20 protein-coding genes are annotated in these 20,713 nt (G+C 44.7%); 10 read left to right on the forward strand and 10 right to left on the reverse strand.

The annotated features are described in order from the left end of the window. Positions 1-99: 99 nt before the first annotated feature. The 7 genes from lepB to KOE27_RS10070 form a co-directional block, all read right to left on the reverse strand. The gene (gene lepB / locus KOE27_RS10040) at positions 100-1,209 is read right to left on the reverse strand and encodes a signal peptidase I (protein WP_215238757.1); all 1,110 of its coding nucleotides are present in this window, start codon (positions 1,207-1,209) and stop codon (positions 100-102) included. Positions 1,210-1,258: 49 nt separating this feature from the next. After that, the gene (dapB, locus tag KOE27_RS10045; protein ID WP_215238758.1) at positions 1,259-1,981 is read right to left on the reverse strand and encodes a 4-hydroxy-tetrahydrodipicolinate reductase; all 723 of its coding nucleotides are present in this window, start codon (positions 1,979-1,981) and stop codon (positions 1,259-1,261) included. Positions 1,982-2,011: 30 nt separating this feature from the next. Then, complete coding sequence (locus tag KOE27_RS10050; RefSeq protein WP_215238759.1) at positions 2,012-2,671, reverse strand: DUF5683 domain-containing protein; 660 nt, start codon at positions 2,669-2,671, stop codon at positions 2,012-2,014. 35 nt (positions 2,672-2,706) lie between these two features. Next, positions 2,707-3,633: a ParB/RepB/Spo0J family partition protein gene (locus KOE27_RS10055; RefSeq protein ID WP_215238760.1), complete on the reverse strand. Its 927-nt coding sequence runs from the start codon at positions 3,631-3,633 to the stop codon at positions 2,707-2,709. A 30-nt stretch (positions 3,634-3,663) separates the two neighbouring features. Then, complete coding sequence (locus KOE27_RS10060) at positions 3,664-4,461, reverse strand: ParA family protein (RefSeq protein WP_215238761.1); 798 nt, start codon at positions 4,459-4,461, stop codon at positions 3,664-3,666. 162 nt (positions 4,462-4,623) lie between these two features. Continuing rightward, positions 4,624-5,646, reverse strand: a complete 1,023-nt coding sequence (locus KOE27_RS10065) for a radical SAM protein (RefSeq protein WP_215238762.1) — start codon at positions 5,644-5,646, stop codon at positions 4,624-4,626. 74 nt (positions 5,647-5,720) lie between these two features. Then, positions 5,721-6,182: an Lrp/AsnC family transcriptional regulator gene (locus tag KOE27_RS10070; protein WP_215238763.1), complete on the reverse strand. Its 462-nt coding sequence runs from the start codon at positions 6,180-6,182 to the stop codon at positions 5,721-5,723. Between the two features lie 180 nt (positions 6,183-6,362). Here KOE27_RS10070 and ald point away from each other — a divergent pair, with 180 nt between their 5' ends. Beyond that, positions 6,363-7,475 (forward strand): alanine dehydrogenase, encoded by a 1,113-nt coding sequence (gene ald / locus KOE27_RS10075; protein ID WP_215238764.1) that lies wholly within the window; start codon positions 6,363-6,365, stop codon positions 7,473-7,475. Between the two features lie 60 nt (positions 7,476-7,535). Here the strand turns inward: ald and KOE27_RS10080 are convergent, their stop codons facing one another. Next, positions 7,536-8,093 (reverse strand): outer membrane beta-barrel protein, encoded by a 558-nt coding sequence (locus tag KOE27_RS10080; RefSeq protein WP_215238765.1) that lies wholly within the window; start codon positions 8,091-8,093, stop codon positions 7,536-7,538. Between the two features lie 551 nt (positions 8,094-8,644). Here KOE27_RS10080 and KOE27_RS10085 point away from each other — a divergent pair. The 3 genes from KOE27_RS10085 (at position 8,645) to KOE27_RS10095 (ending at position 12,048) form a co-directional block, all read left to right on the forward strand. Further along, a complete protein-coding gene (locus KOE27_RS10085) occupies positions 8,645-10,396 on the forward strand; it encodes a DEAD/DEAH box helicase (protein ID WP_215238766.1) in 1,752 nt (583 codons plus the stop codon). Between the two features lie 98 nt (positions 10,397-10,494). Continuing rightward, positions 10,495-11,016 carry a DinB family protein gene (locus KOE27_RS10090; RefSeq protein ID WP_215238767.1) on the forward strand — a complete coding sequence of 174 codons (522 nt, stop codon included), beginning with the start codon at positions 10,495-10,497 and terminating at the stop codon, positions 11,014-11,016. 123 nt (positions 11,017-11,139) lie between these two features. Beyond that, the gene (locus tag KOE27_RS10095; protein WP_215238768.1) at positions 11,140-12,048 is read left to right on the forward strand and encodes a sugar phosphate isomerase/epimerase family protein; all 909 of its coding nucleotides are present in this window, start codon (positions 11,140-11,142) and stop codon (positions 12,046-12,048) included. 9 nt (positions 12,049-12,057) lie between these two features. Here the strand turns inward: KOE27_RS10095 and KOE27_RS10100 are convergent, their stop codons facing one another. Beyond that, positions 12,058-13,038 carry a zinc dependent phospholipase C family protein gene (locus KOE27_RS10100; protein ID WP_215238769.1) on the reverse strand — a complete coding sequence of 327 codons (981 nt, stop codon included), beginning with the start codon at positions 13,036-13,038 and terminating at the stop codon, positions 12,058-12,060. 394 nt (positions 13,039-13,432) lie between these two features. Here KOE27_RS10100 and KOE27_RS10105 point away from each other — a divergent pair, with 394 nt between their 5' ends. Next, positions 13,433-13,837: a Dabb family protein gene (locus KOE27_RS10105; protein ID WP_229252727.1), complete on the forward strand. Its 405-nt coding sequence runs from the start codon at positions 13,433-13,435 to the stop codon at positions 13,835-13,837. 71 nt (positions 13,838-13,908) lie between these two features. On the opposite strand, the gene ung is transcribed toward KOE27_RS10105, so the two are convergent. Then, complete coding sequence (gene ung / locus KOE27_RS10110) at positions 13,909-14,574, reverse strand: uracil-DNA glycosylase (RefSeq protein ID WP_215238770.1); 666 nt, start codon at positions 14,572-14,574, stop codon at positions 13,909-13,911. A gap of 136 nt (positions 14,575-14,710) precedes the next feature. Between ung and apaG the strand changes: the two genes are divergently transcribed. The 5 genes from apaG to KOE27_RS10135 all read left to right on the forward strand — a co-directional run bounded on the left by apaG (position 14,711) and on the right by KOE27_RS10135 (position 20,690). Further along, the gene (apaG, locus tag KOE27_RS10115; protein WP_215238771.1) at positions 14,711-15,097 is read left to right on the forward strand and encodes a Co2+/Mg2+ efflux protein ApaG; all 387 of its coding nucleotides are present in this window, start codon (positions 14,711-14,713) and stop codon (positions 15,095-15,097) included. Positions 15,098-15,190: 93 nt separating this feature from the next. Further along, on the forward strand, positions 15,191-15,967 hold the full coding sequence (locus KOE27_RS10120) for an O-methyltransferase (protein ID WP_215238772.1): 777 nt from the start codon (positions 15,191-15,193) through the stop codon (positions 15,965-15,967). Between the two features lie 90 nt (positions 15,968-16,057). Then, positions 16,058-17,038 (forward strand): DUF2157 domain-containing protein, encoded by a 981-nt coding sequence (locus KOE27_RS10125; protein WP_215238773.1) that lies wholly within the window; start codon positions 16,058-16,060, stop codon positions 17,036-17,038. Next, positions 17,022-18,167, forward strand: a complete 1,146-nt coding sequence (locus KOE27_RS10130; protein WP_215238774.1) for a hypothetical protein — start codon at positions 17,022-17,024, stop codon at positions 18,165-18,167. The genes KOE27_RS10125 and KOE27_RS10130 overlap by 17 nt, the downstream gene beginning before the upstream one ends. 351 nt (positions 18,168-18,518) lie before the next feature. Continuing rightward, a complete protein-coding gene (locus tag KOE27_RS10135) occupies positions 18,519-20,690 on the forward strand; it encodes a T9SS type A sorting domain-containing protein (protein ID WP_215238775.1) in 2,172 nt (723 codons plus the stop codon). Positions 20,691-20,713 lie beyond the last annotated feature (23 nt).

Consider the following 20,713-nt stretch of genomic DNA (forward strand, 5'->3'; position numbering starts at 1 on the left):
ACACAAACAATTATATATAATTTTATTTAATATATATACAAATCCAAAAAAAGGCTGCCGAATAGGCAGCCTTCCATCCATTTTCAAAATTACTACCTTTTAGTTGATCACCCTGAACAGACGGTTCCATCTGATCTTGTTGAAGAAACTGGTCGGTTTAGGATCAATAGACATCCAGACAAAAACTGCTTTCCCAACGATATGGTCCTTAGGTACAAAACCCCAGTACCGCGAGTCGGCCGAGTTGTGGCGGTTGTCACCCATCATAAAATAATAATCCTGTTTGAAGGTATAGGTCGTGATCGCCTTTCCTCCTACCTTGATCGCGTTATCTTCCAGTACCACATCCTCATTTTCTTCATAATTTTTAATCACCGGGCCATACATAGCAATATTCTCCGGAGTAAGATTCACCGTAACACCTTCCTTAGGTACAGTAACCGGCCCGTAATTATCCCGGTTCCATTTGAATAACGAGGAGTTAGGATACAGCATAGGCTCACTGATATCTTTGGAGGCTTTAACGATGGTTATATTCTTAACGAAATCATATTCCTTAAGTTTGCCAGCGATCTCGACCGTAGTCCACACCAGATAGCCCATCTGATCATTCGCGGGAATGGTGTCATTAAAAGTTTCCGTGTAAGCATTGAATTCCGAAATACCATTTTCCTTAAATACTTTTTCCTCGTTTACGGCTGTGGTGGTGGCTACAAAATATTCGTTTTCCATTCTTACCGGGTTAGGCTCTGCTTTTCCATTGGCAAACACCTGCAAATCCCTTACCTCTAGCTTATCACCGGGCAGCGCCACACATCTTTTAATATAGTTGGTCTTGAGATCAACCGGGTGCTGCAATTCTGGCGGGTAATTAAAAACGACTACATCTCCCCGTTTCACTTCACTAAAACCGGGTAATCTGTACTGCGGCAACTGAATGGCATCCGTATAGGAGGGTATGTTGGTACCCCAGATCGTCTGGTGCGTCAGCGGAACCTGCAGCGGTGTTTTTGGCGTACGGGTACCATAATGCAGCTTGCTGACAAACAAAAAATCTCCCACCAGCAAACTGTTTTCCATGGAAGGTGTAGGAATTGTAAACGCTTCAAAAAACAACCAGCGGATCAGCGTCGCTGCTACAACTGCAAAAAGGATGGAATCAAACCATTCCCTAACCGGGGATTTTTTATTTTTGGAAGATGTTGTCATGGAGGAAGTACTCTTTTCTATTGCGATTAAAAACTGATACTAAATAATTCTACTGGTCAAGGTCCTTCAACAGATCATCCATCCCGAAGACGCCCGATTTCCCTTTCAGCCATTCCGCCGACACCACCGCGCCCAATGCAAAACCAGTCCTGTTATGTGCTATATGTGAAATTTCGATGGTATCCACATCGGAGTCATACCGCACGATGTGTGTTCCGGGAACCTCTCCCTCACGCAAGGCCTTGATAGGCAAAAAACCTTCCTGACCATCGGGTTCAAGTTTCCATCCGCTAAGGTTCCCTGCTTCTGCAATAACTCCCTCAGCGAGGGTAATAGCCGTTCCGCTGGGTGCATCCAGCTTATGAATGTGGTGAACTTCCGTCATCGAGGTTTGGTAATGCTGTCCGTTCATTAACTTTGCCAGCAGACGATTAAGGCGGAAGAAAATGTTAACACCGATACTATAATTGGAGGCATAAAAGAATGCGCCGCCTTTTTCTTTGCAGAGTGCCTCCACTTCGGAGCGGTGTTCCAGCCAGCCGGTGGTACCACTCACGACCGGCCATCCTCTTTTGAGGCAGTAGGATATATTTCCAAAAGCTGCTTCGGGTGAGCTGAACTCAATGGCAACATCTACATCACCGGCCTGGAGGCCGTCCATATCAGATTTGTTTTGAACGTCAATTCTTCCTGCTATTGTATGGCCTCTTTCTACGGCTATTTTTTCAATCGTTTTACCCATTTTGCCATAGCCGAGCAATAATATATTCATTTAAAATCGTTTATAAATTAGAAATTTCATTTACTTAAAATTAAAAACCAGCTTTAATCCGGGCGCCGGCTGCCTCATCATAGGCTGCTGGATCTTTGGCTCCACGTGCATACTGATGTCGTCTGTGAGATCAAAGGTTTTCAAATGCGCCGCTACATTTGTTTCTATAATTGTAAGGCCGTAAATCAGTACAGCTACCACGATAGAAAGATTTTTATTTCTCCGCCAGTAATTCTTCCCTCTTTTTACCTGATCCAGATTTCCCTGTTTATATTCACTGCTGGTAGCAAACAGATTCCTGATTCTTACCGTCCTGGTTGAGTCCGAGGTAATTCCCGGAAGTACCTGACCGTAAGTAGGGCTGTCTTTGTTCAGATCGTAAAAGCTCTTATAGGCCGAGAGATAGTCGTTATACTTGATACTATTCAAATGAAAGGCATATAACCCTCCCCCTATACCCAGATAAATAATGGGTAGCTTCCAGTAATCCCTGTTATAGATCTGCCCGCCTCCGGGTATCAGCGCCAAAAGTGTAGCGGTCCTGGGAACCGGTACAAACTTCTTTGCCTTATTGAGGTTCACCACCGAGTCCGGAACAAGTCCTGCCAAACTATCCGCTGTGATAACCCGAACCGGTTTTCCTTTTACCGAATCACTACTGATCACCTGCGCACGGCTAACATGAGCCAACAGGATTACACAACAACCTAACCAAAACCAAGTTTTCAAGTCTTTACTTCAAATTTCAATGTTTCCAAAATCCTTTTCAGTTCGTCCTGGGAAGCGAACGGGATTTTTATCTCCCCTTTGTGTTCTGTATCGCTTTTAACCGAGACCTTAGCCCCGAAATACGAGGATAATTGGAACTGTAACGACTTTATTTCCTGATTAATTGTTGGTTTCTTGACAGTCTCAGAAGGCTGATTGGACATCATTCCCAGCTTTCTGACCTCCTCTTCCACTTTTCGGACCGACCAGCCCTCTTCAATTATTTTGTTAAAAATCTTTAATTGGCTCTGATCGCTGTTAATTGTAATGATCGCACGGGCATGTCCCATGCTTATTTTATTGTCCCGAAGCGCTGCCTGGATAACCGGCGGAAGCTTCAACAGACGGATATAGTTGTTAACCGTTGTTCTGTTTTTACCTACGCGTACTCCCAGCTCTTCCTGTTTCAGATTACATTCCAGGATCAGCCGCTGATAACTCAAGGCTATTTCAATAGAGTTAAGATTTTCGCGCTGAATATTTTCGATGAGCGCCATTTCCAGCATCTGCTGGTCATTGGCCGTTCTGATATAGGCCGGAATCCGCGCCATTCCTATGGACCGGGAGGCCTGGAGCCTTCTTTCTCCTGATATCAGCTGATACTGATCTACTGCCAACTGCCTTACCGTAATGGGCTGGATAATCCCCTGTACCCGGATAGAATCCGCAAGTTCCATCAGTGCCTCCTGATCAAACTTGGTTCTGGGCTGATAGGGATTCGCCTCTATCCTGTCCAGCTCAATTTCATTCATGGTACCAATTCCTTCCTGCGACGACTGCCTGGCATTGGCGCGTGGTGTATTTACTTTTTCCGAATCCTGCAAAAGGGCTCCTAACCCTCTGCCCAAGCCGGTCATTCTTTTGTTTTTGTTGATATTATCCATCAGGTGAGTCTTGCAATCCAGTAATCAGTGTCAGTTCACGCCCATTTGCTTATCAGACGATAATAGTCCGTTCTTTTCCAGAATTTCTCTGGCAAGATTCAAGTAACTCACAGCTCCCTTGCTTTCCGCATCCTGCGCCATCACCGGTATGCCATAACTCGGTGCTTCGCTGATCCTTACATTCCGCGGAATGATGGTGTTAAAAACCAGTGACTGAAAATGATTGGTCACCTCGGTTACTACCTGGTTGGACAACCTCAGGCGCAGGTCGTACATCGTCAGCAAAATCCCCTCAATGATGAGTTCAGTATTAAGCCTCGACTGGATAATGGTGATTGTATTCAACAGCTTGCCTAAGCCTTCCAAAGCGAAATATTCACATTGTACCGGAATAATGACCGAATCTGCCGCAGTAAGGCTGTTAATAGTGATAAGCCCCAGGGAAGGTGAGCAGTCAATCACAATGAAGTCGTACTGCTGCCTGACTTCCGTAATAGCAGCTTTCATCCTGTGCTCTCTGTCTTTCAGGTTGATCATCTCTATTTCCGCGCCAACCAGGTCTATATGAGACGGAATCAGATGGAGATTGGGAAAATCCGTTTCAAGGATAATATCACCAGTTTCCACCTCTTCGATCATACATTCGTAAATGCTGTTCTGCATTTCCTGGGGATTAAATCCAAGGCCTGACGTAGAATTTGCCTGAGGGTCGGCATCAATAATAAGCGTGCGGAATTCGAGTGCAGCCAAACTCGCCGCAAGGTTAATAGCGGTTGTTGTTTTACCAACTCCCCCTTTTTGGTTTGCAATTGCAATTACTTTGCCCATGTATTGTTTGAGTTACCAATGCCAAATTTCAGCTATTCATCCCAATTCACCAAAAAATGTTCCACGCTCTTTGGTATTATCTCTATAATACACTGTATAACAATATATTAAACTATATTATTATTTGTTAAAATTTGGATAGCGTATAAAAATGTGCATGTTTCACGCCCACACTTCCGTACCTTCCGTACAATTTTTGCACATTTCAATTTCGGAACGTGACCGGATAAGCGATGCCCGGAAATCGGTATATTTCTTTCCCTTCCAGAGTTTGGTGAAAGTTTCCTGCTTCATATCTCCGAGTTTATATTCCGCATCCTTATCAAAACAGCAGGGTACCACTGCCCCATCCCAGGTAATAACACAGGAATGCCACATTTTCCAGCAATGGTCAACAAACTTATTTTTTATGGCAAACCTTCCGTCTTCAGCCTTTTTGTAGCGCGAATATTTGTCAATGGTCGGGATCAGTTCCGAACCGTCTTCGTAGTCATAAATCTGGGCGGTCTTTAAACCTACCTCATCCACACCCAGTTCCTCTGCCAACCGCTTTACGTCCTCAATCTGATGTTCGTTAGGCTTCACTACCAGAAACTGAAAGATAACATGAGGCGTACTGGATTTGAGCTCCTTTTTCCACTTTACAATATTGCGGGTTCCTTCCAGTACCTTTTCCAGATTTCCACCAATCCGGTACTGCTGGTAGACGTCCTGCGTGGTACCATCAATGGAAATAATGAGCCTGTCCAGCCCCGACTCCACTGTTTTCCGTGCTTTTTCATCCGTAAGATAATGGCCATTGGTGGATGTGGCGGTATAAATACCCTTCTGACTGGCATATTTTACCAGTTCAAAAAATTTGGGGTGCAGGTATGGTTCTCCCTGAAAATAAAAGATAAGATACAACAAGGTATCTGCTAGTTCGTCAATGGTCCGCTTGTAAAGCTTCTCCTCCATCATACCCGTCGGGCGGGTGAACGACCGTAAACCACTAGGACACTCCGGACAACGCAGATTACAGGAAGTTGTTGGTTCAAATGAAATGGCCAGCGGCATTCCCCAATGCACCGGCCTTTTCGTTATTTTGGAATAAAAGTAACTCCCAAGTATCTGAATGGCGTTTAAGGCACGTTTTGGAGTAACCTTTGACATCAGGTTCAGACCATCCTTAAAATTTTTATTCATCGGTTCTGGCTATTAGCTATCTGCCATTGGTTGAGCTGCAAATAGCTGGTTTACAACAGTTACCCTATCAAAAATCAGCCTACTGAAATAGCAGTGCTGTACTTAATTTCTGATATCACAAAGTAACTGCTAATGTGTAACACACTTTTGAGTGCAGAAAGTTTATGCTGGTAAAATTGATTATACGCCTCCCCATCCTCCACAATCACCTTCAGCATGTAGTCAAAATTACCGGAAACAACCGAACATTCAAGTACCTCCTCCATTTCACCTATCGCCTGATTGAAATCTTCGAAACTCTCTTTCCGCTGTTTATCCAAAGTTACGTTACAATACACCACCAACGATTTACCTAATTTCCGGCGATTCAGCAGGCCCACATACTTCTCTATAAAACCTTCCCGTTCCAGCTTCCTGATCCGCTCATGAACAGGCGTTACTGAAAGGTTGATTTTTCCGGCTATCTCCTTTATTGTCAGATGCGCATTCTGCTGAATCAAATTCAAAATCTGTTTGTCCGTTGTATCGGGCTGCATAAAGTTTTTTTTATTATCCGTCACTGAATTTCAGTTAACAAAAAGGATATTTTTCTTTCAAAGAAATCAAAAATAGTTTTGTTTTCCATTAATTAGGTATCTGTCAGTATATTTTTTTAGGCCCGTGTAATTTCGCAGATAATAAGCTTTAAAATTCCATCACCTTAATATTCCAAACCTATGATCATCGGCGTACCGAAGGAAATCAAAAACAATGAAAACCGGGTGGCTGTTACCCCGGCCGGAATCACAGAATTCCGTAAGCATGGACATACCGTGTATGTGCAGACAGATGCAGGCAAAGGCAGCGGTTTCACCGACAGCCAATATACTGAGGCCGGCGCAATCATACTCTCGAGCATTGAAGAGGTGTACGCCATTGCTGAAATGATCATCAAAGTAAAAGAGCCTATTGCCAGCGAATACAACCTCATCAAAGAAAACCAGCTCCTTTTCACATATTTCCACTTCGCTTCTTCCGAACCGCTTACCCAAGCCATGATCGCACGGAAGGCCATTTGCCTGGCCTACGAAACCGTTGAAAAATCAGACCGAAGCCTTCCCCTTTTAATTCCGATGAGCGAAGTAGCGGGCAGGATGGCCGTACAGGAAGGTGCCAAATACCTTGAAAAACCGATGGGCGGATTTGGTATATTACTGGGTGGTGTGGCTGGTGTGAAACCCGCCAATGTGCTGGTGCTGGGAGGTGGGATTGTGGGTACCCAGGCTGCAAAAATGGCCGCGGGACTGGGCGCCAATGTGACCATTGCCGACATCAATTTACAAAGGCTGCGTTACCTGGAAGACATCATGCCAGCCAATGTTGATACCGTCATTTCCAATGAATATAACATCCGTGATCTCATCAAAAGTACCAACCTCATCATTGGCGGGGTACTGATTCCCGGCGCAAAAGCTCCTTCCCTGATCACCAGAGATATGCTCAAACTCATGAAACCCGGAACCGTAATGGTGGATGTAGCCATTGACCAGGGCGGATGTTTTGAGACTTCCCACGCAACCACACACGAAGATCCTATCTATGAAGTGGACGGAGTAGTGCACTACTGCGTTGCCAACATGCCCGGTGCCGTTCCATATACTTCCACACTGGCACTCACAAACGCAACCTTACCTTACGCACTTCTTTTAGCAGATAAAGGCTGGCAGGCTGCTTGCCAGAGCAATGAAGAACTAAAAAAAGGGTTGAACATCGTAAAGGGAAACATCGTATTCAAAGGTGTTTCAGACGCTTGGAAACTACCCTATACCGACGTCAACAGTATCTTTTGAAGTCAAGAAAAGGAAAGCCTGAGCGATTCGTGCACGAAATGCTCAGGCTTTCCCGCTTCATTATTTCATTCCAAAATTCTTCGACATTCCAAAACCTGCTCCGCTCCCAAAGTTCAGCCCGAAAGTGGAACTATTATCTGCTCCTTTCATTTTATTGGTGACAATGCTGAGGCTTCCAAAGTTAAAGTTCAGGGCGAATCCATTTTTGAGATTCACACCAATGGCAGGAAACAAGGTTCCTTCAAAACCATTGCCTTTGACACCAGCGGTTTTTGAAGAGAGGAAATTGGTATTCAGCTGGCCGTACACGGCAAAAATATCCGAAAGCGGGTGTGCATAACGGATAAATGGCCCTGCACCGAAGGCCGACGATTTGATGTCGGCGGAAGAGGTACCTGTTGTTTTCCAGTTCTCGGTCTTCAGATTCACTCCGGCAGTCCAGTGATCCGTGAACTGGTATCCCACTGCGGGTGAAAACGTGAAACTGTTTACCTTGGAATCGTCCGGATTTTTGGTTGAATTAATGCCCAGGTTTCCATAAATAAGTATGGTATTGTTCTGTGCCTGAACAGCCGCAAAACCAAGTGTTAAAATAAAACTAAAAATAATCCTTTTCATGGTTTTTTGTATAGTGTGATTGAATGAGTAGCGTCATCAAACCTAATGACCTGCTTTTATACGTCACCAGGTTCAGAAGGTAACGGTTACGGCATACAAGAAAGCTACCATAGTGGCCCTTCGGCAGCTTCCCGTCTTCGCCCCGGTTCCCGCCCTTCTAGAAATATTACAATTTATTTTTTTCATATATTGCATATTTCAATATTATCCTTACTTTTGCATAAAATTTGAACGAACATCCGTTCGCTTCTCTGCTTCATATCCGGTACAGGGCCACAGACAGGCCACCCAACCTTTAAAATCGCCGGTTGGATTTTACCGCTTCCATCATGCAGAGCCCCACGGATCGTTTGTGGTGGGCTTTGCGCAATCCCTGTTAAGTTAAAGTTTGTTCCGGCACGGTCAGAATGTCATTTCCAGACCTTCTGTAATTCAGCCCGGCTGAACTTCTGATCATTGTGCTGATCATAGTACTTCTGCGTCATTTTTGTGCGCAGGAAATGACTGTGCAGACTGTATTTACTCTAGAATTTTATAATAACAAAAATAGAATGACAACTGAAATAATTGAAACCTTCTCAGAGCTTGGACTCTCAGAAAACATCCTTAAAGCCTTAACAGAAATGGGTTTTGAAAAACCCTCCCCTATCCAGGCACAAGGAATTCCGGCAGTTATGCAAGGCTCTGACGTAATTGGCCAGGCGCAAACAGGTACCGGAAAAACTGCCGCTTTTGGTATACCCGTTTTAGAAAGAATTGACACATCCAGCAATGCCGTGCAGGCATTGGTACTTTGCCCTACGCGTGAACTTGCAGTTCAGGTTTCTGAGGAAATCGGACGCCTCGCCAAATTCACGAGAGGTATTAAAATTGAAGCTATATATGGCGGTGATTCAATCGAACGCCAGATCCGGTCACTCAAAAAAGGGGTTCATATTGTAGTAGGTACCCCTGGCCGTGTAATGGATCACATGGAACGCAAAACACTGAAGTTCGATGAGGTACGCATGATGGTACTCGATGAGGCTGACGAAATGCTTGACATGGGTTTCCGCGAAGATATCGAAAGCATTCTTGCCGACATGCCTGCTGACCGCCAGACGATCTTGTTCTCTGCAACGATGTCGAAACCGATCATGTCTATCACGAAACGCTTCCTGAACGACCCTATTCTGATCAAAGTGGTACGCAATGAGCTTACCAACGTGAATATTGAGCAGGTTTGTTACGAAGTGAAGCCACAGGCCAAAGTGGAGGTGATGACCCGTCTGATTGATATGTATCACCTCAAATCTCTCCTTGTTTTTTGTAATACCAAACGGAAAGTGGATGAGATAGTTGAAGAACTTCAGCTTCGCGGTTACGCCTCGGAAGGTATACATGGTGACTTGCGCCAGCAGCAGAGAAGTAATGTAATGAGCAAGTTCAAGGCGGGCGTGACGACTATTCTGGTCGCAACTGATGTGGCTGCACGTGGTATTGACGTGAGCGGCCTGGATGGGGTGATCAACTACGATATCCCTCTGGATGAAGAATATTACGTTCACCGTATCGGCCGTACAGGTCGTGCCGGGATGTCGGGTAAGGCATTTTCACTGGTTGCCCGTGACGAAAAATTCCGCCTGAAAAGTATAGAAAACTATACCAAGGTAAAAATAGAAAAAGGTGTTATCCCTTCTTATGAAGACATCGTAGGAGTTCGTAAGGCTCGTTTCGTTGAAAGTATTTCAGCCACTATCCAATCCGGAGATATTGATCTGTACCAGGACGTACTTGAAATGCTTCATCACAGTGGTTTTTCTACGGAACAAATCGTAGGTGCCATGGCGAAACAGATTATGGGTGTTCAGAAAAACGAATATGCTGACAGCAATCTGGCATGGGAAGAAAGACGCAGCGATCGTTTCGAGCGCCGTGGTGGAGATGACCGCCGCTCGGGCGGAAGGTTTGACCGGGGCAATGAACGCCGCGGGAACGACCGCTTCTCGGGTGGCAGCGAACGCAGAAGTGATTCCCGTTCAGAAGGAGCCCGCTTTGGCGAACCAAAACGTAATGCAGCGCCGGAAGCCGGCATGACCCGTCTTTTCCTGAGCCTCGGACGTAAGGACCATATTCTGCCAAAAGATATCGTTGGAGCTATTGCAGGAGAAGCTAATATCCCCGGTAAAACCATCGGTGCGATTGACATTTATGACAAATTCACTTTTGTGGATGTCCCTGAACGTGACGCACGCGCAGTATTGCGTGCCATGGATGGCAATACCATCAAGGGAAAACCTGTTCAGATAGATATCGCCAAATAAACGCTTTCTTATAAAAGCAGTACAGATATTAATTCTGCACCAATTATCATGATGAGGGGGAGCTTGTAAAAGAGCTCCCTTTTTTATTACTTTCCGGCATGCAAAACAATCCTAAGCCGGAAGTATGGCTAAGAGGTCCGCTTCCGGAAATCCCAGCCTTGTTACAACCCGTCGCCCATGCATTACTGCAGGCACAGGAAGAGATTTCCTTACTTTCAGGTACATTTTCCCGTAAATTACTTTGGGAAAAGCCGGTAGGAGTGGCCTCCGTTGGCTTTCATTTGCAACATCTGTCCGGTGTGCTCGACAGGTTATTTACTTATGCCAGAGGAGAGTCATTGACAGAAGCCCAGCTGGAATATCTCCGAAGCGAAGGGCACGAGCCCTTTCCAGGCTGCACTTTTGGCTACTTGCTGGAGGCATTTAACCAACAACTTACCAGGGCAATTGCACAGCTCAGGGAAACCAATGAACATACCCTCACAGAAGTACGATATGTAGGCCGGGCCATGATACCTTCCACGCACCTGGGCCTGCTTTTCCATGCTGCGGAACACACCCAGAGACATGTTGGTCAACTTATTGTTACTGCTCATATACTTACATCAAGAACTGAGTAGAACCACTTACGCCACCCGCTTTTGATATGCACCATCAAATAGTTGTATTATCGCTAAGCCGACGCCAAAGCGGGCTTAACTTAAATCTAAAATAAATCGTCAAACAAAAATCTGCATTCAACTATGGCTTATGATCGCCGTCTTTTTTTGAAATCCGCCGGAGCCGCAGCAGCAGGCTCGTTGATCTGGTCCGTTTCATCTTGTGGCGGGGCGGGACAAAAAACCGGTTCTGCCGACTCCACCGTCACTGCGGAAAGTATCTCCACTCCTCCATCCATTCCTGAATTTGGCCTGCAACTGTATAGTGTGCGTGACATCATTGGTTCCGATCCTAAGGGTGTTCTGAAACAGATTGCAGATCTGGGATATAAAAAAGTAGAGAGTTACCAGGGAGACAAGGGAATTTTTTGGGGACTATCTCCAAAGGACTTCAAAACCTACATGGATGAACTGGGAATGACGATTGTTTCGAGCCATGCAGATACCACCAAAGATATGGAGAAAATGGCTGCCGAAGCCGCTGAAGCCGGCCTTACCTACCTGTTGCAACCGTATATAGGCCCGCAGAAAACGATTGATGAATGGAAAAAACGTGCAGACGAGTTTAACAAACGGGGGGAGATCTGTAAAAAAGCGGGCGTAAAATTCGGGTATCACAACCATGACTACTCCTTTAAACCGCTGGACGGGCAAATTCCGCAGGAAATTTTACTCGACAACACCGATAAGTCTCTTGTTGTTTTCGAACTGGACCTGATGTGGATTGAAGTACCAAAGGTGGATACTTCCGCACACATCAAAAAGTACGCAGGCCGTTACGAATTATGCCATATCAAGGATTTTGTACGTGAACCCAAAATAGAATCCACCGACCTGGGAAAGGGGCTGGTAGATTATGCCAGCCTGTTAAAAATTGCTTCTGACAATGGCATCACACAATTTATTGTCGAACAGGAGGATTATCCCGGACCTGTCATGCAGAGCATTTCCAATGATGCCGATTATATGAAAAAGTTTGTTTTTAAGGGATAAGTATTGTCGTTAATCGTCCGCCTCAGGCCTTACTTTGAAGAGCCGTTGAAGCCAGCTTTGTGGCTCAGCGGCTTTTTCGTTTTTATCTTCTGCCGCATCCACAGGCATTTCAGAATTTTTCAAATCGGGCTGTCCCGCATTTACCCAGCAGGTATACCACAAATTCCCCACCATTCGGACAGAAGATTTCATCCGCCTTTCGACCTGGCCACTTAATAGCCTGTGATACGCATCCGAAAATTCCCGTGAATAGGACCTTGTCAGAATGTTATTTCTGAGCTCATAACTATATTTCTTTTCCGGACTGATCGTTGTGCTTAATTTTCGCTCAAATTGAAACACAGAGTCCAAAGCACTGTGGGATTCATGGACAACTCTCCAGACTTCCGCAGAGATACTGTTAATATAAACCGGCTCGCCTATCCAGAGCTGGTAATGGTCCGCATATAATTCCGGCAGGCGTGACTCCCAAAAAGCGTGGATGCCTTCCTGCCCTGTGAGCTGTCCGTTGTAATTTCGGGTAGTGTGAAGCGGGACGTGAATATCCGCAACGTAATGTCCCAAATCCGCCGAAATCCTTAATATCCTTCTTGCATCCTTCACCTTGAAAGCCTCGGTCAGCTGATACGCGGCGGTTTGGATATACCAGGGGGCAATTCCGTGCCTCCGGAGGCTATCTTCTCCATATTTGGCCACGGCCTCTTTCCAGAAGACGGGTAGTGTGTAGGCCGCACTGTCACCATACACTTCTAGATCAATAAAGTGGCGCTCCGCCTCTCCTACCACCGCATAACGACGCCGATCCGGATTCACGGCATTCTCGGTTATAAAATCAATATTTTTCTTATAAAAAACCTGAAGCTCCGCGGGTAACCTAAAAACAGCCAGGCGGTTAATTCTTTTATGTGCCCAAAAGCCCCAGTGGACTGTTACACCACAGAAAAAGAGAAAAAAGACCACAGAACTGAGGATGGAAACCCGTTTTCTCAATTTTTTTTCGAATTTTTTAAAAAAATTTTAAAGAACTCCGAATGGCCGTTCCATATAATATTTTGAACTTCCATGTAGGGCTCAATCACCTATTATACGCTCTTTCCCAAAAAAAGTCACGCAAGTTTCCGTAAAACGAACCCAATCTGTAGCAATTCGCATTTTTCACCCAAAAACAAAGGAATTTGTACGCAGGGTATTCCCAAAGTACCCAAAACGCTGAAAATCAATACTGCAAAATATTATTTCGTTTTCTAAAAGAATATAAAATTATATTTTTAAAAACAGCATATTTTCAAAATTCATTATATTTTTTATAGAAATAATGCAATATTGATTTTATGTTATACATTTGTAGCAGATAATTAAAACGGAGTTCTGTCTCCCAATCAAAATGAGAACAAAAAATAAAACAATAGGATATTTAGTGCCTGTATTTGCACTTTGCTGCTTTATGCTGGTAATCTATGGAGCATATGTTCCTCACAAGGCCGCTGAAACCCAGCGTGTGGTTTGTATCAAATTTAAACCAGGCACCTCGTCAGAAGTAATTGAAAAACACTTCCGCGATTTTGCAGCCATGAAAAATCATGTAAAAGATGTGGTTGCCTATTCTGCCGGTCATGTGCAGGAATCAGAAGGAACGAACAATCAGTTTGATGTTGTACACTACCTCACTTTCCGCACGAACGAAAGTGCTCAGGCATACGCTAACAACATTGATAGAAAAGAATTTGTTGAGAACAACCAATCGAAATGGGATAATGTCCTTGAGATGAATTCCAATATCGAAAAATAACAACAAATAGTAATAGGAGTGAAAATTTGGAAAAAGAGCAGGGCTTCCCTGCTCTTTTTTTATTTTAGTACCTACCAGTCTATTTCCTGAAGCCTTTTGGTAGCCAGGTACTCATTTGCCTTGCTGAAATGTTTGGTTCCAAACCACCCTCCGCCATTTGCCGACATGGGCGAAGGGTGCCGTGCCTTAAGGACGAGATGTTTCCTGGCATCAATAACCGCACCTTTATCTTGTGCATATTTCCCCCACAACATAAAAACCACATTTTCCTTTTCATCCGACACGCATTTGATCACGGCATCCGTAAACCGCTCCCAACCTTTATTCTGATGCGAACCGGCTGCACCGCTCTGGACGGTAAGGGTTGCATTCAGCAGAAGTACGCCCCGGTCAGCCCAGCGCATCAAATTTCCGCTTTGCGGGAAAGGTTTTCCCAAGTCTTCTTTTATTTCTTTAAAAATGTTGATCAGCGAAGGAGGCATTCTCACTCCGTCATTTACTGAAAAACAAAGTCCATTGGCCTGCCCAGGTCCGTGGTAAGGATCCTGTCCCAGAATAACCACCTTGCAATGATCAAAACTGCAATGATTAAAAGCATTGAAAATTTGCTTTGCAGGAGGAAATATCTGTTTCGAAGCATACTCACTTCTTACGAAAGCAGTAAGCGTTTCAAAATATTCCTGTTCAAACTCCCGCATCAGTTTAGCCTTCCAGGACTCTTCAATTTTTACATCCATAGTAATACAATCAATTATATCTCAAATTAAAATCATTTTGATTTGGTTTTATTGGTAAATGCGTACTATTTTCGTCATAACAGTAAATTCGCACGTACCTGAACAAGGGCAGTTTTCACCAAATCCCTCATTCTGTATGGTTTCCAAGATAACCGATGGCGTAAAAGTCACAGTACTGACTGAATACCAACCTGATTATTCGAACCCGGGACAGGATCATTATGTATTTACCTATAAAATTCTGATCGAAAACCATAGTGAACATACCGTTAAACTGCTCCGGCGCCATTGGCTGATATATGACGCCAACGGAACGGTAAGAGAGGTGGAAGGAGAAGGAATTGTGGGTCTGCAGCCCACGCTTGAGCCGGGTGACGTACACGATTATGTTTCGGGATGTAACTTAAAAACAGATGTTGGTAAAATGGCGGGAACTTATCTGATGGAACGGGTATTGGACGGGCGGCAGTTTCGTGTGGTGATCCCTGCATTTTCCCTGATAGCACCCTACCGTTTGAATTGACACCTGTCTGGTCATTATTTAGCTTTAATACGACATCAGTTCTAAAGGAGTGTCAACCGTCCGGAAAACTGATTTTCCATAACAAATTATTCATTGATTACTTCCTATCTTAAGTTTCTGCTACGCTCAGGTAACGCGCATTCCATACATTCCCCTTTTTTATTTGAATTGTATACCAAAGTCATTTCGCCTGGAAAAGACCAAAAGCCAGTGTATGAACTGATCAGACAGTTGCGAAAAGCAATGCTTTCCAACAATGACACCATTGCAGTACTGGATCTGGGGGCCGGATCCCGTGTGAATAGATCGAATATCCGGAAAATAAAATCAATCGCTAAAAATGCGGAAAAACCTGAGAAATTCGGAAGGTTATTTTATAGGCTCATTCAGCATTTTCAACCTAAAACCATTCTGGAACTAGGTACTTCCCTCGGTATTACAACCTTATACCTTGCCAAAGCCAAACCCGACTCCCAGGTGGTTAGTTTTGAAGGATGCCCCGAAACCGCAAAAATTGCAAAAGAGAATTTCGTAAAAGCGGGCAGTGAAAATATCAGTGTTATTTTGGGGAATATTGACGAGACCCTTCCGGCTGAATTGAAGCGCCTGAACAGCAAAATTGATTTTGCTTATTTCGATGCTAACCATCGTTATGAACCCACAATGCGGTACTTTGAAACCTGCCTGCCCTATGCCACCGGGGAGTCTCTTTTTATTTTTGATGACATCTATTGGTCAGAAGAAATGAAAAAAGCATGGGAAGATATAAAATCTCATCCTGAGGTTACACTTACGGTGGATCTGTTCTGGATAGGGTTGGTATTTTTCAGAAAAACCCAGGCCAGGGAGCATTTTGTCCTAAGGTTTTGATACACAATAACCGAGTCCTGCCGGTGGGTAATTGCGCTTACAAATAACGGGAGAAAGCATCTACATTTGCTGAACAATATTTCTATCCCAATGACTACCAAAGACATCCTGAACCAGCTGGTATCAGACAATATTATCGCTCCGGAACAATCTTCCGCTATTTCGGAGTATGAATCGGGCAAGGCTTTTTCCGTTCATTGGGAATTGCGGTCCATATTATACCTTGGTATCGTAATTTTCGGCTCGGGCCTCGGTGTCATCATCTATCAGAATATAGATACCATTGGCCATCAGGTCATCATTGCGCTGATCGCCCTGCTGATGACGGCCTGTTTTGCCTACACCATCAAAAAGCGTGTTCCGTTTAGCTGGGCCCTGGTGGAAAGCCCGGAAAAATTTTCACCGCATTCGCTTTTACTGGGCTGTACCCTGCTATTAATTCTGGAAGGTTACCTGCAGTACCAGTATACTATCTTCGGAACCCGATACGGTCTGGCGGTTCTTATACCTACCATTGTGTTCTTCTTTTGTGCCTACCGATTTGACCATCGGGGTATCCTGTCTATGGCTATTACAGGGCTGGCTTCCTGGCTAGGACTGACCATCGCCCCGCTTTCCGTACTGTCCGACAATGATTTTACCGATATCAAACTTCTTGCAACGGCCATATCGCTCGGCCTGGTGCTGATGGCCATTTCCAGGCTGTCGCAGGATAAAGGTCTAAAATCCCATTTTGCTTTTACTTATCTGCTCCTGGGAGGAAATCTGGCGGCACTTGCTTCTCTTACGGCTATGTTCAGCACCGAGCCCAAAATCCTGTTTATGATCAGTGCCGCGGCTGTTTCTTTTTATTATATCAGATACTCGAGGCAGGCACAGTCGCTTCTGTTTTTGCTGCTCGGCGTAATTTACGGTTACATTGTGGTTACCTATGGGCTGTTCATCATTACGCCTGACGAAGCACTCGCCGCGCTTGCAATTTACTATTTTCTGTTCAGCAGTATCGGAGTAATATTTTTCCTCCTAAACGTCAAAAAAATACTCGGTACAACAAATGAAAAAAGCATATAACATTACCTGGATCCGCAACCTTTATATCCAGGAAATTTCAGATAACTGGCACGCATCCAAATTACTGACAGACGACCAGTTGAAGGCAGTGAAGGAAAGTTTTCCCGAAGAATTTTACCGTCCCGGAATTTTCGTAAAAATAGGACTATTTATCTTTACCATTGTTGCGTGTTCGTTTTTCACGGGATTCCTGTCTATCTTTTTTCTAAGCGTCGAAAGTCAAACCGCCTGGTCTTTCCTCAGCCTTTTTTCTGCGGGATGCTTCATTGTTGCAATGGAATACCTGATACGGGAACGTAAGCTGTACCACTCAGGAACCGACAATGCCTTGCTGTACTCTGCTTTCGGCGGTTTCCTGATACCCTTCTTCGTTTTTTTTGATCAACTGGATATCTCAGCCTATGCAGCCATCATCCTGGTTATCCTCACGATATTGGTCCGCCGCTATGCCGATTTTCTCATGACCATCGGTGCAGTAATTACCTTATTTGTGCTGGTAGCAACTCTGATGTTTAAAACTCCGCTGGGGAAAACCTTTCTTCCCTTTGGGTTCATGATCGTTTCTGCGGCACTTTATTTTTGCAATGTGAAATTCAATAAGGATATCTATTATGCACATGGAAAAATGGCCATAGACGTGATCGCCCTCTCGGTATTCTATCTGGGAGGAAACTATTATATAGTGCGTGAAGGTAACGCGCTGATCAATGAGCTCCATTTACCGGTATCTCCTCAAATCGCTTTTGCACCCGCGTTTTACGCGTTTACCTTTTTGATACCACTGGCCTATATATTGGGCGGGCTTAAAACACACAACAGATCTTTGCTCATTGTAGGGCTCATTTCTCTTGGTTTTTCTGTTTTTACCTACCGTTATTATTTTGATTTTATGCCTGTTGAACACTGGATCACCCTGTTAGGCGCAGGCATGATCCTGTTGGCAGTTCTGTTTATATCGCTTCTTAAAAAAGACAGGTTCCGTATTACGGATCTGCCGCATCGCAAGAGAAAATATCCAAACCTGGAAGCAATCCTCATCGCACAGCAAGCACAGCACGTATCCACAACCGATCAGGTGGAATTTGGGGAGGGGGATTTTGGCGGAGGAGGCGCCGAAACCAGCTATTGATTTTGAATCCTGCCGAACGAGCCTTCAGCAGGATTTTATTTTTATGTTGTAAACTGAGCCGTTTGGTGATAACTTTATCGATCTTGTATCATTTCGGATACAATCCAGGCCGGTAATCACTGTTCAGCTTATGAAAAAAAAGGTTTTACTCATCGTTCTATTTTTAACAAAACAGTTCAGTTTCGCTCAGATACAAAAAAAATTCCCCCTAAAACCTGCTTTCTCCAGCTGGCCTTCTGAGTCTGAAAAAATTATCCCAAAACAGCAGTACCTGATCTACCCTATCCCCAAGGTGCCTTATCCCCAGCAGTTGTTTCCTGACACATTTCTCAGGAAAAAGCCGGGATCGGTATGGTTTTTACAGATCGTCCTGCGTGGTCCGTTGATAAAAACGGTGTGATCAATCCGCTAAAACCATCTATGAAGGCACAAACTCCTCAAATTAATTTCCGAACCTGCTACCATCAGTTACGCATGAACCTTTCTCTTAACCGGTCCGCAACCGTACACCAAGTCAAAACAGGGTATATCCGAAGCCTGCTGATCATCCTGCTCTCGACAAGCCTCTGCACCTCAGGATTCAGCCAGCGTTTTTTTTCTGTGGTATTCAATAAGCTACCCCAGGATTATCAGCTCTATCCGCGGGATGAAAAGAACGAAGCCAAAGTACCCATCTCCGGAATTGTAGAAACGCTAGGTTATAACTACGTTTCCGTACAGGTTTTACGGAACAACACCTTGCTGAAATATGTAAAATCGGAACTGAAATATGATGGGAAAGGCATTGGATCATTTGCTCTTGAAACCACGATCAAAGCCGAACTGGCAGAATACACCTTTAAGGTATATGCCTGTAAAACAGGAGACTCTACACTGGTTGTGACCAGAAACAATGTGGTCAGCGGTGATACCTACATCATTATGGGACAATCCAATTCAACCGGTTTTTTTGGTGAATCGGAAACGGATGAGTACTGCCGGACCTTCGGCCGGATAACAGATAATCTTAATACAGATCCTTACAAAGCGGCCGATACACTTTGGTCTATTTCCAATAAGGAGGGTTATTATAACAATGTAGGCACCATGGGTTTTGAGATACAGAAGCAACTGTCTCAAAAATATGGTATCCCCAACTGCCTCATTTCGGCAGGCTTTCACTGGTCGTCGGCCTATTCCCATGCCATTAGAAACGAGCAGAATCCGACAGACTTCAGCACGGGCTATGGACGAATGTTGTATAGGGTACAAAAAGCTGGCCTTGCTTCTTCGGCCAAAACATTCATCTACCGACAAGGAGAAACCGAAACCTATCATGAGGGTTCGGGATGGGAAGAAAATTTTGGAAAGCTTCGTGAGCATTTGAAAATGGATCTACCCTCGCTGACCAAACTGTATGTTTTTCAGATCGATATCATCTACTATCCCTCACCTGTGGGTGCGCTCATCCGAGATTATCAGAGAAGGCTACCGGAAATCTATTCCGATGTACAGTCGCTGGCCACAGTGGGCACGCAGGATTTTGATGGCCTGCATTATGGCAAAGGAGGAAACAAACAAAGCGGTGTAGAATTGTCACGTATTATTGGCAAAGACTTTTACGGCTCACAGGACACAGCAAATATCTATTCTCCCGCTGTAAAGAAAATATTCTATAAAACAGCGGAGAAAAAAGAGATCGTTCTGGTATTTGACGAAGGCCAGGAACTGGTATATCCGGATGCCTACAAACCAAACGGGAACACTACCCTCGACATGAAGGATTTCTTTTACCTGGATGGTTCGGCAGGCGCGGTGGCATCTGGTACTGTTGATCAGAACCGGATTATTCTGTCACTAAAAAGTAGCCAGAATGCGTCCAGGCTCAATTATCTTCCTTCCTATGTAACAGAAGGAGGCGCGTTTTATCCTTACACCGGGCCGTATATCAAAAACAAACTGGGTATGCGTGCCTTTAGCTTTTTCGAGGTGAGCATTGGAAAGGCATTGGAAGTTCCGGTGCTTCGTGCCGAGATTCAAACGCCTTTGGCAGTTGCGTTAAGCTGGAACAGCGTTGCGGATGCTGGTTCCTATCTACTGGAGAGGAAGTCGGAAGGCGAAAGCACGTATCATACCATTGCCAGGATGGGTGCCACTGTCACAACTTATACCGATGCGCAGGCACCACTGAGCGGGAAAATCACTTACAGGATAAAAGCCATAAATACGATCTCAGAATCAGGCGACTATGGCATTGCCAATGTGGAGGTGCCCGTCGTCACCGGGATTCAGGAGCCTGGCCTGAACTTTCTCGTTTTCCCTAATCCGGTGATTAAAAGCGAAAATCTCACGATCCAGTTCTCAGAGCCGGTTACCGGGACGATATCCCTCCTGGATCAAACGGGTCAGCAGCTGGAAGGTATCCAGATCCGCCGCTCATCCGAGGGTAACATCCATTTAAAAAACCTCATGCCAGGCTTTTATATTGTTTCATTTGTTTCTGAAAAAAAGCAGCTTTACAAAAAAATCGTCGTCACACCGTAGGCCCACAGACCGAGTTGCGACTG

Source organism: Dyadobacter sp. CECT 9275 (assembly GCF_907164905.1).
GTDB classification, from domain to species: domain Bacteria; phylum Bacteroidota; class Bacteroidia; order Cytophagales; family Spirosomataceae; genus Dyadobacter; species Dyadobacter helix.

Bases quoted from the DNA above. Each gene is read 5' to 3' on its own strand.
- KOE27_RS10095 (WP_215238768.1), top strand. From the start codon at position 11,140: ATGGCTTATGATCGCCGTCTTTTTTTGAAATCCGCCGGAGCCGCAGCA.
- KOE27_RS10080 (WP_215238765.1), bottom strand. From the start codon at position 8,093: ATGAAAAGGATTATTTTTAGTTTTATTTTAACACTTGGTTTTGCGGCT.
- KOE27_RS10060 (WP_215238761.1), bottom strand. From the start codon at position 4,461: ATGGGCAAAGTAATTGCAATTGCAAACCAAAAAGGGGGAGTTGGTAAA.
- KOE27_RS10125 (WP_215238773.1), top strand. From the start codon at position 16,058: ATGACTACCAAAGACATCCTGAACCAGCTGGTATCAGACAATATTATC.
- dapB (WP_215238758.1), bottom strand. From the start codon at position 1,981: ATGAATATATTATTGCTCGGCTATGGCAAAATGGGTAAAACGATTGAA.
- apaG (WP_215238771.1), top strand. From the start codon at position 14,711: ATGGTTTCCAAGATAACCGATGGCGTAAAAGTCACAGTACTGACTGAA.
- KOE27_RS10085 (WP_215238766.1), top strand. From the start codon at position 8,645: ATGACAACTGAAATAATTGAAACCTTCTCAGAGCTTGGACTCTCAGAA.
- lepB (WP_215238757.1), bottom strand. From the start codon at position 1,209: ATGACAACATCTTCCAAAAATAAAAAATCCCCGGTTAGGGAATGGTTT.
- KOE27_RS10130 (WP_215238774.1), top strand. From the start codon at position 17,022: ATGAAAAAAGCATATAACATTACCTGGATCCGCAACCTTTATATCCAG.
- KOE27_RS10070 (WP_215238763.1), bottom strand. From the start codon at position 6,182: ATGCAGCCCGATACAACGGACAAACAGATTTTGAATTTGATTCAGCAG.
- KOE27_RS10135 (WP_215238775.1), top strand. From the start codon at position 18,519: ATGGTTTTTACAGATCGTCCTGCGTGGTCCGTTGATAAAAACGGTGTG.
- ald (WP_215238764.1), top strand. From the start codon at position 6,363: ATGATCATCGGCGTACCGAAGGAAATCAAAAACAATGAAAACCGGGTG.
- ung (WP_215238770.1), bottom strand. From the start codon at position 14,574: ATGGATGTAAAAATTGAAGAGTCCTGGAAGGCTAAACTGATGCGGGAG.
- KOE27_RS10105 (WP_229252727.1), top strand. From the start codon at position 13,433: ATGAGAACAAAAAATAAAACAATAGGATATTTAGTGCCTGTATTTGCA.
- KOE27_RS10055 (WP_215238760.1), bottom strand. From the start codon at position 3,633: ATGGATAATATCAACAAAAACAAAAGAATGACCGGCTTGGGCAGAGGG.
- KOE27_RS10090 (WP_215238767.1), top strand. From the start codon at position 10,495: ATGCAAAACAATCCTAAGCCGGAAGTATGGCTAAGAGGTCCGCTTCCG.
- KOE27_RS10065 (WP_215238762.1), bottom strand. From the start codon at position 5,646: ATGAATAAAAATTTTAAGGATGGTCTGAACCTGATGTCAAAGGTTACT.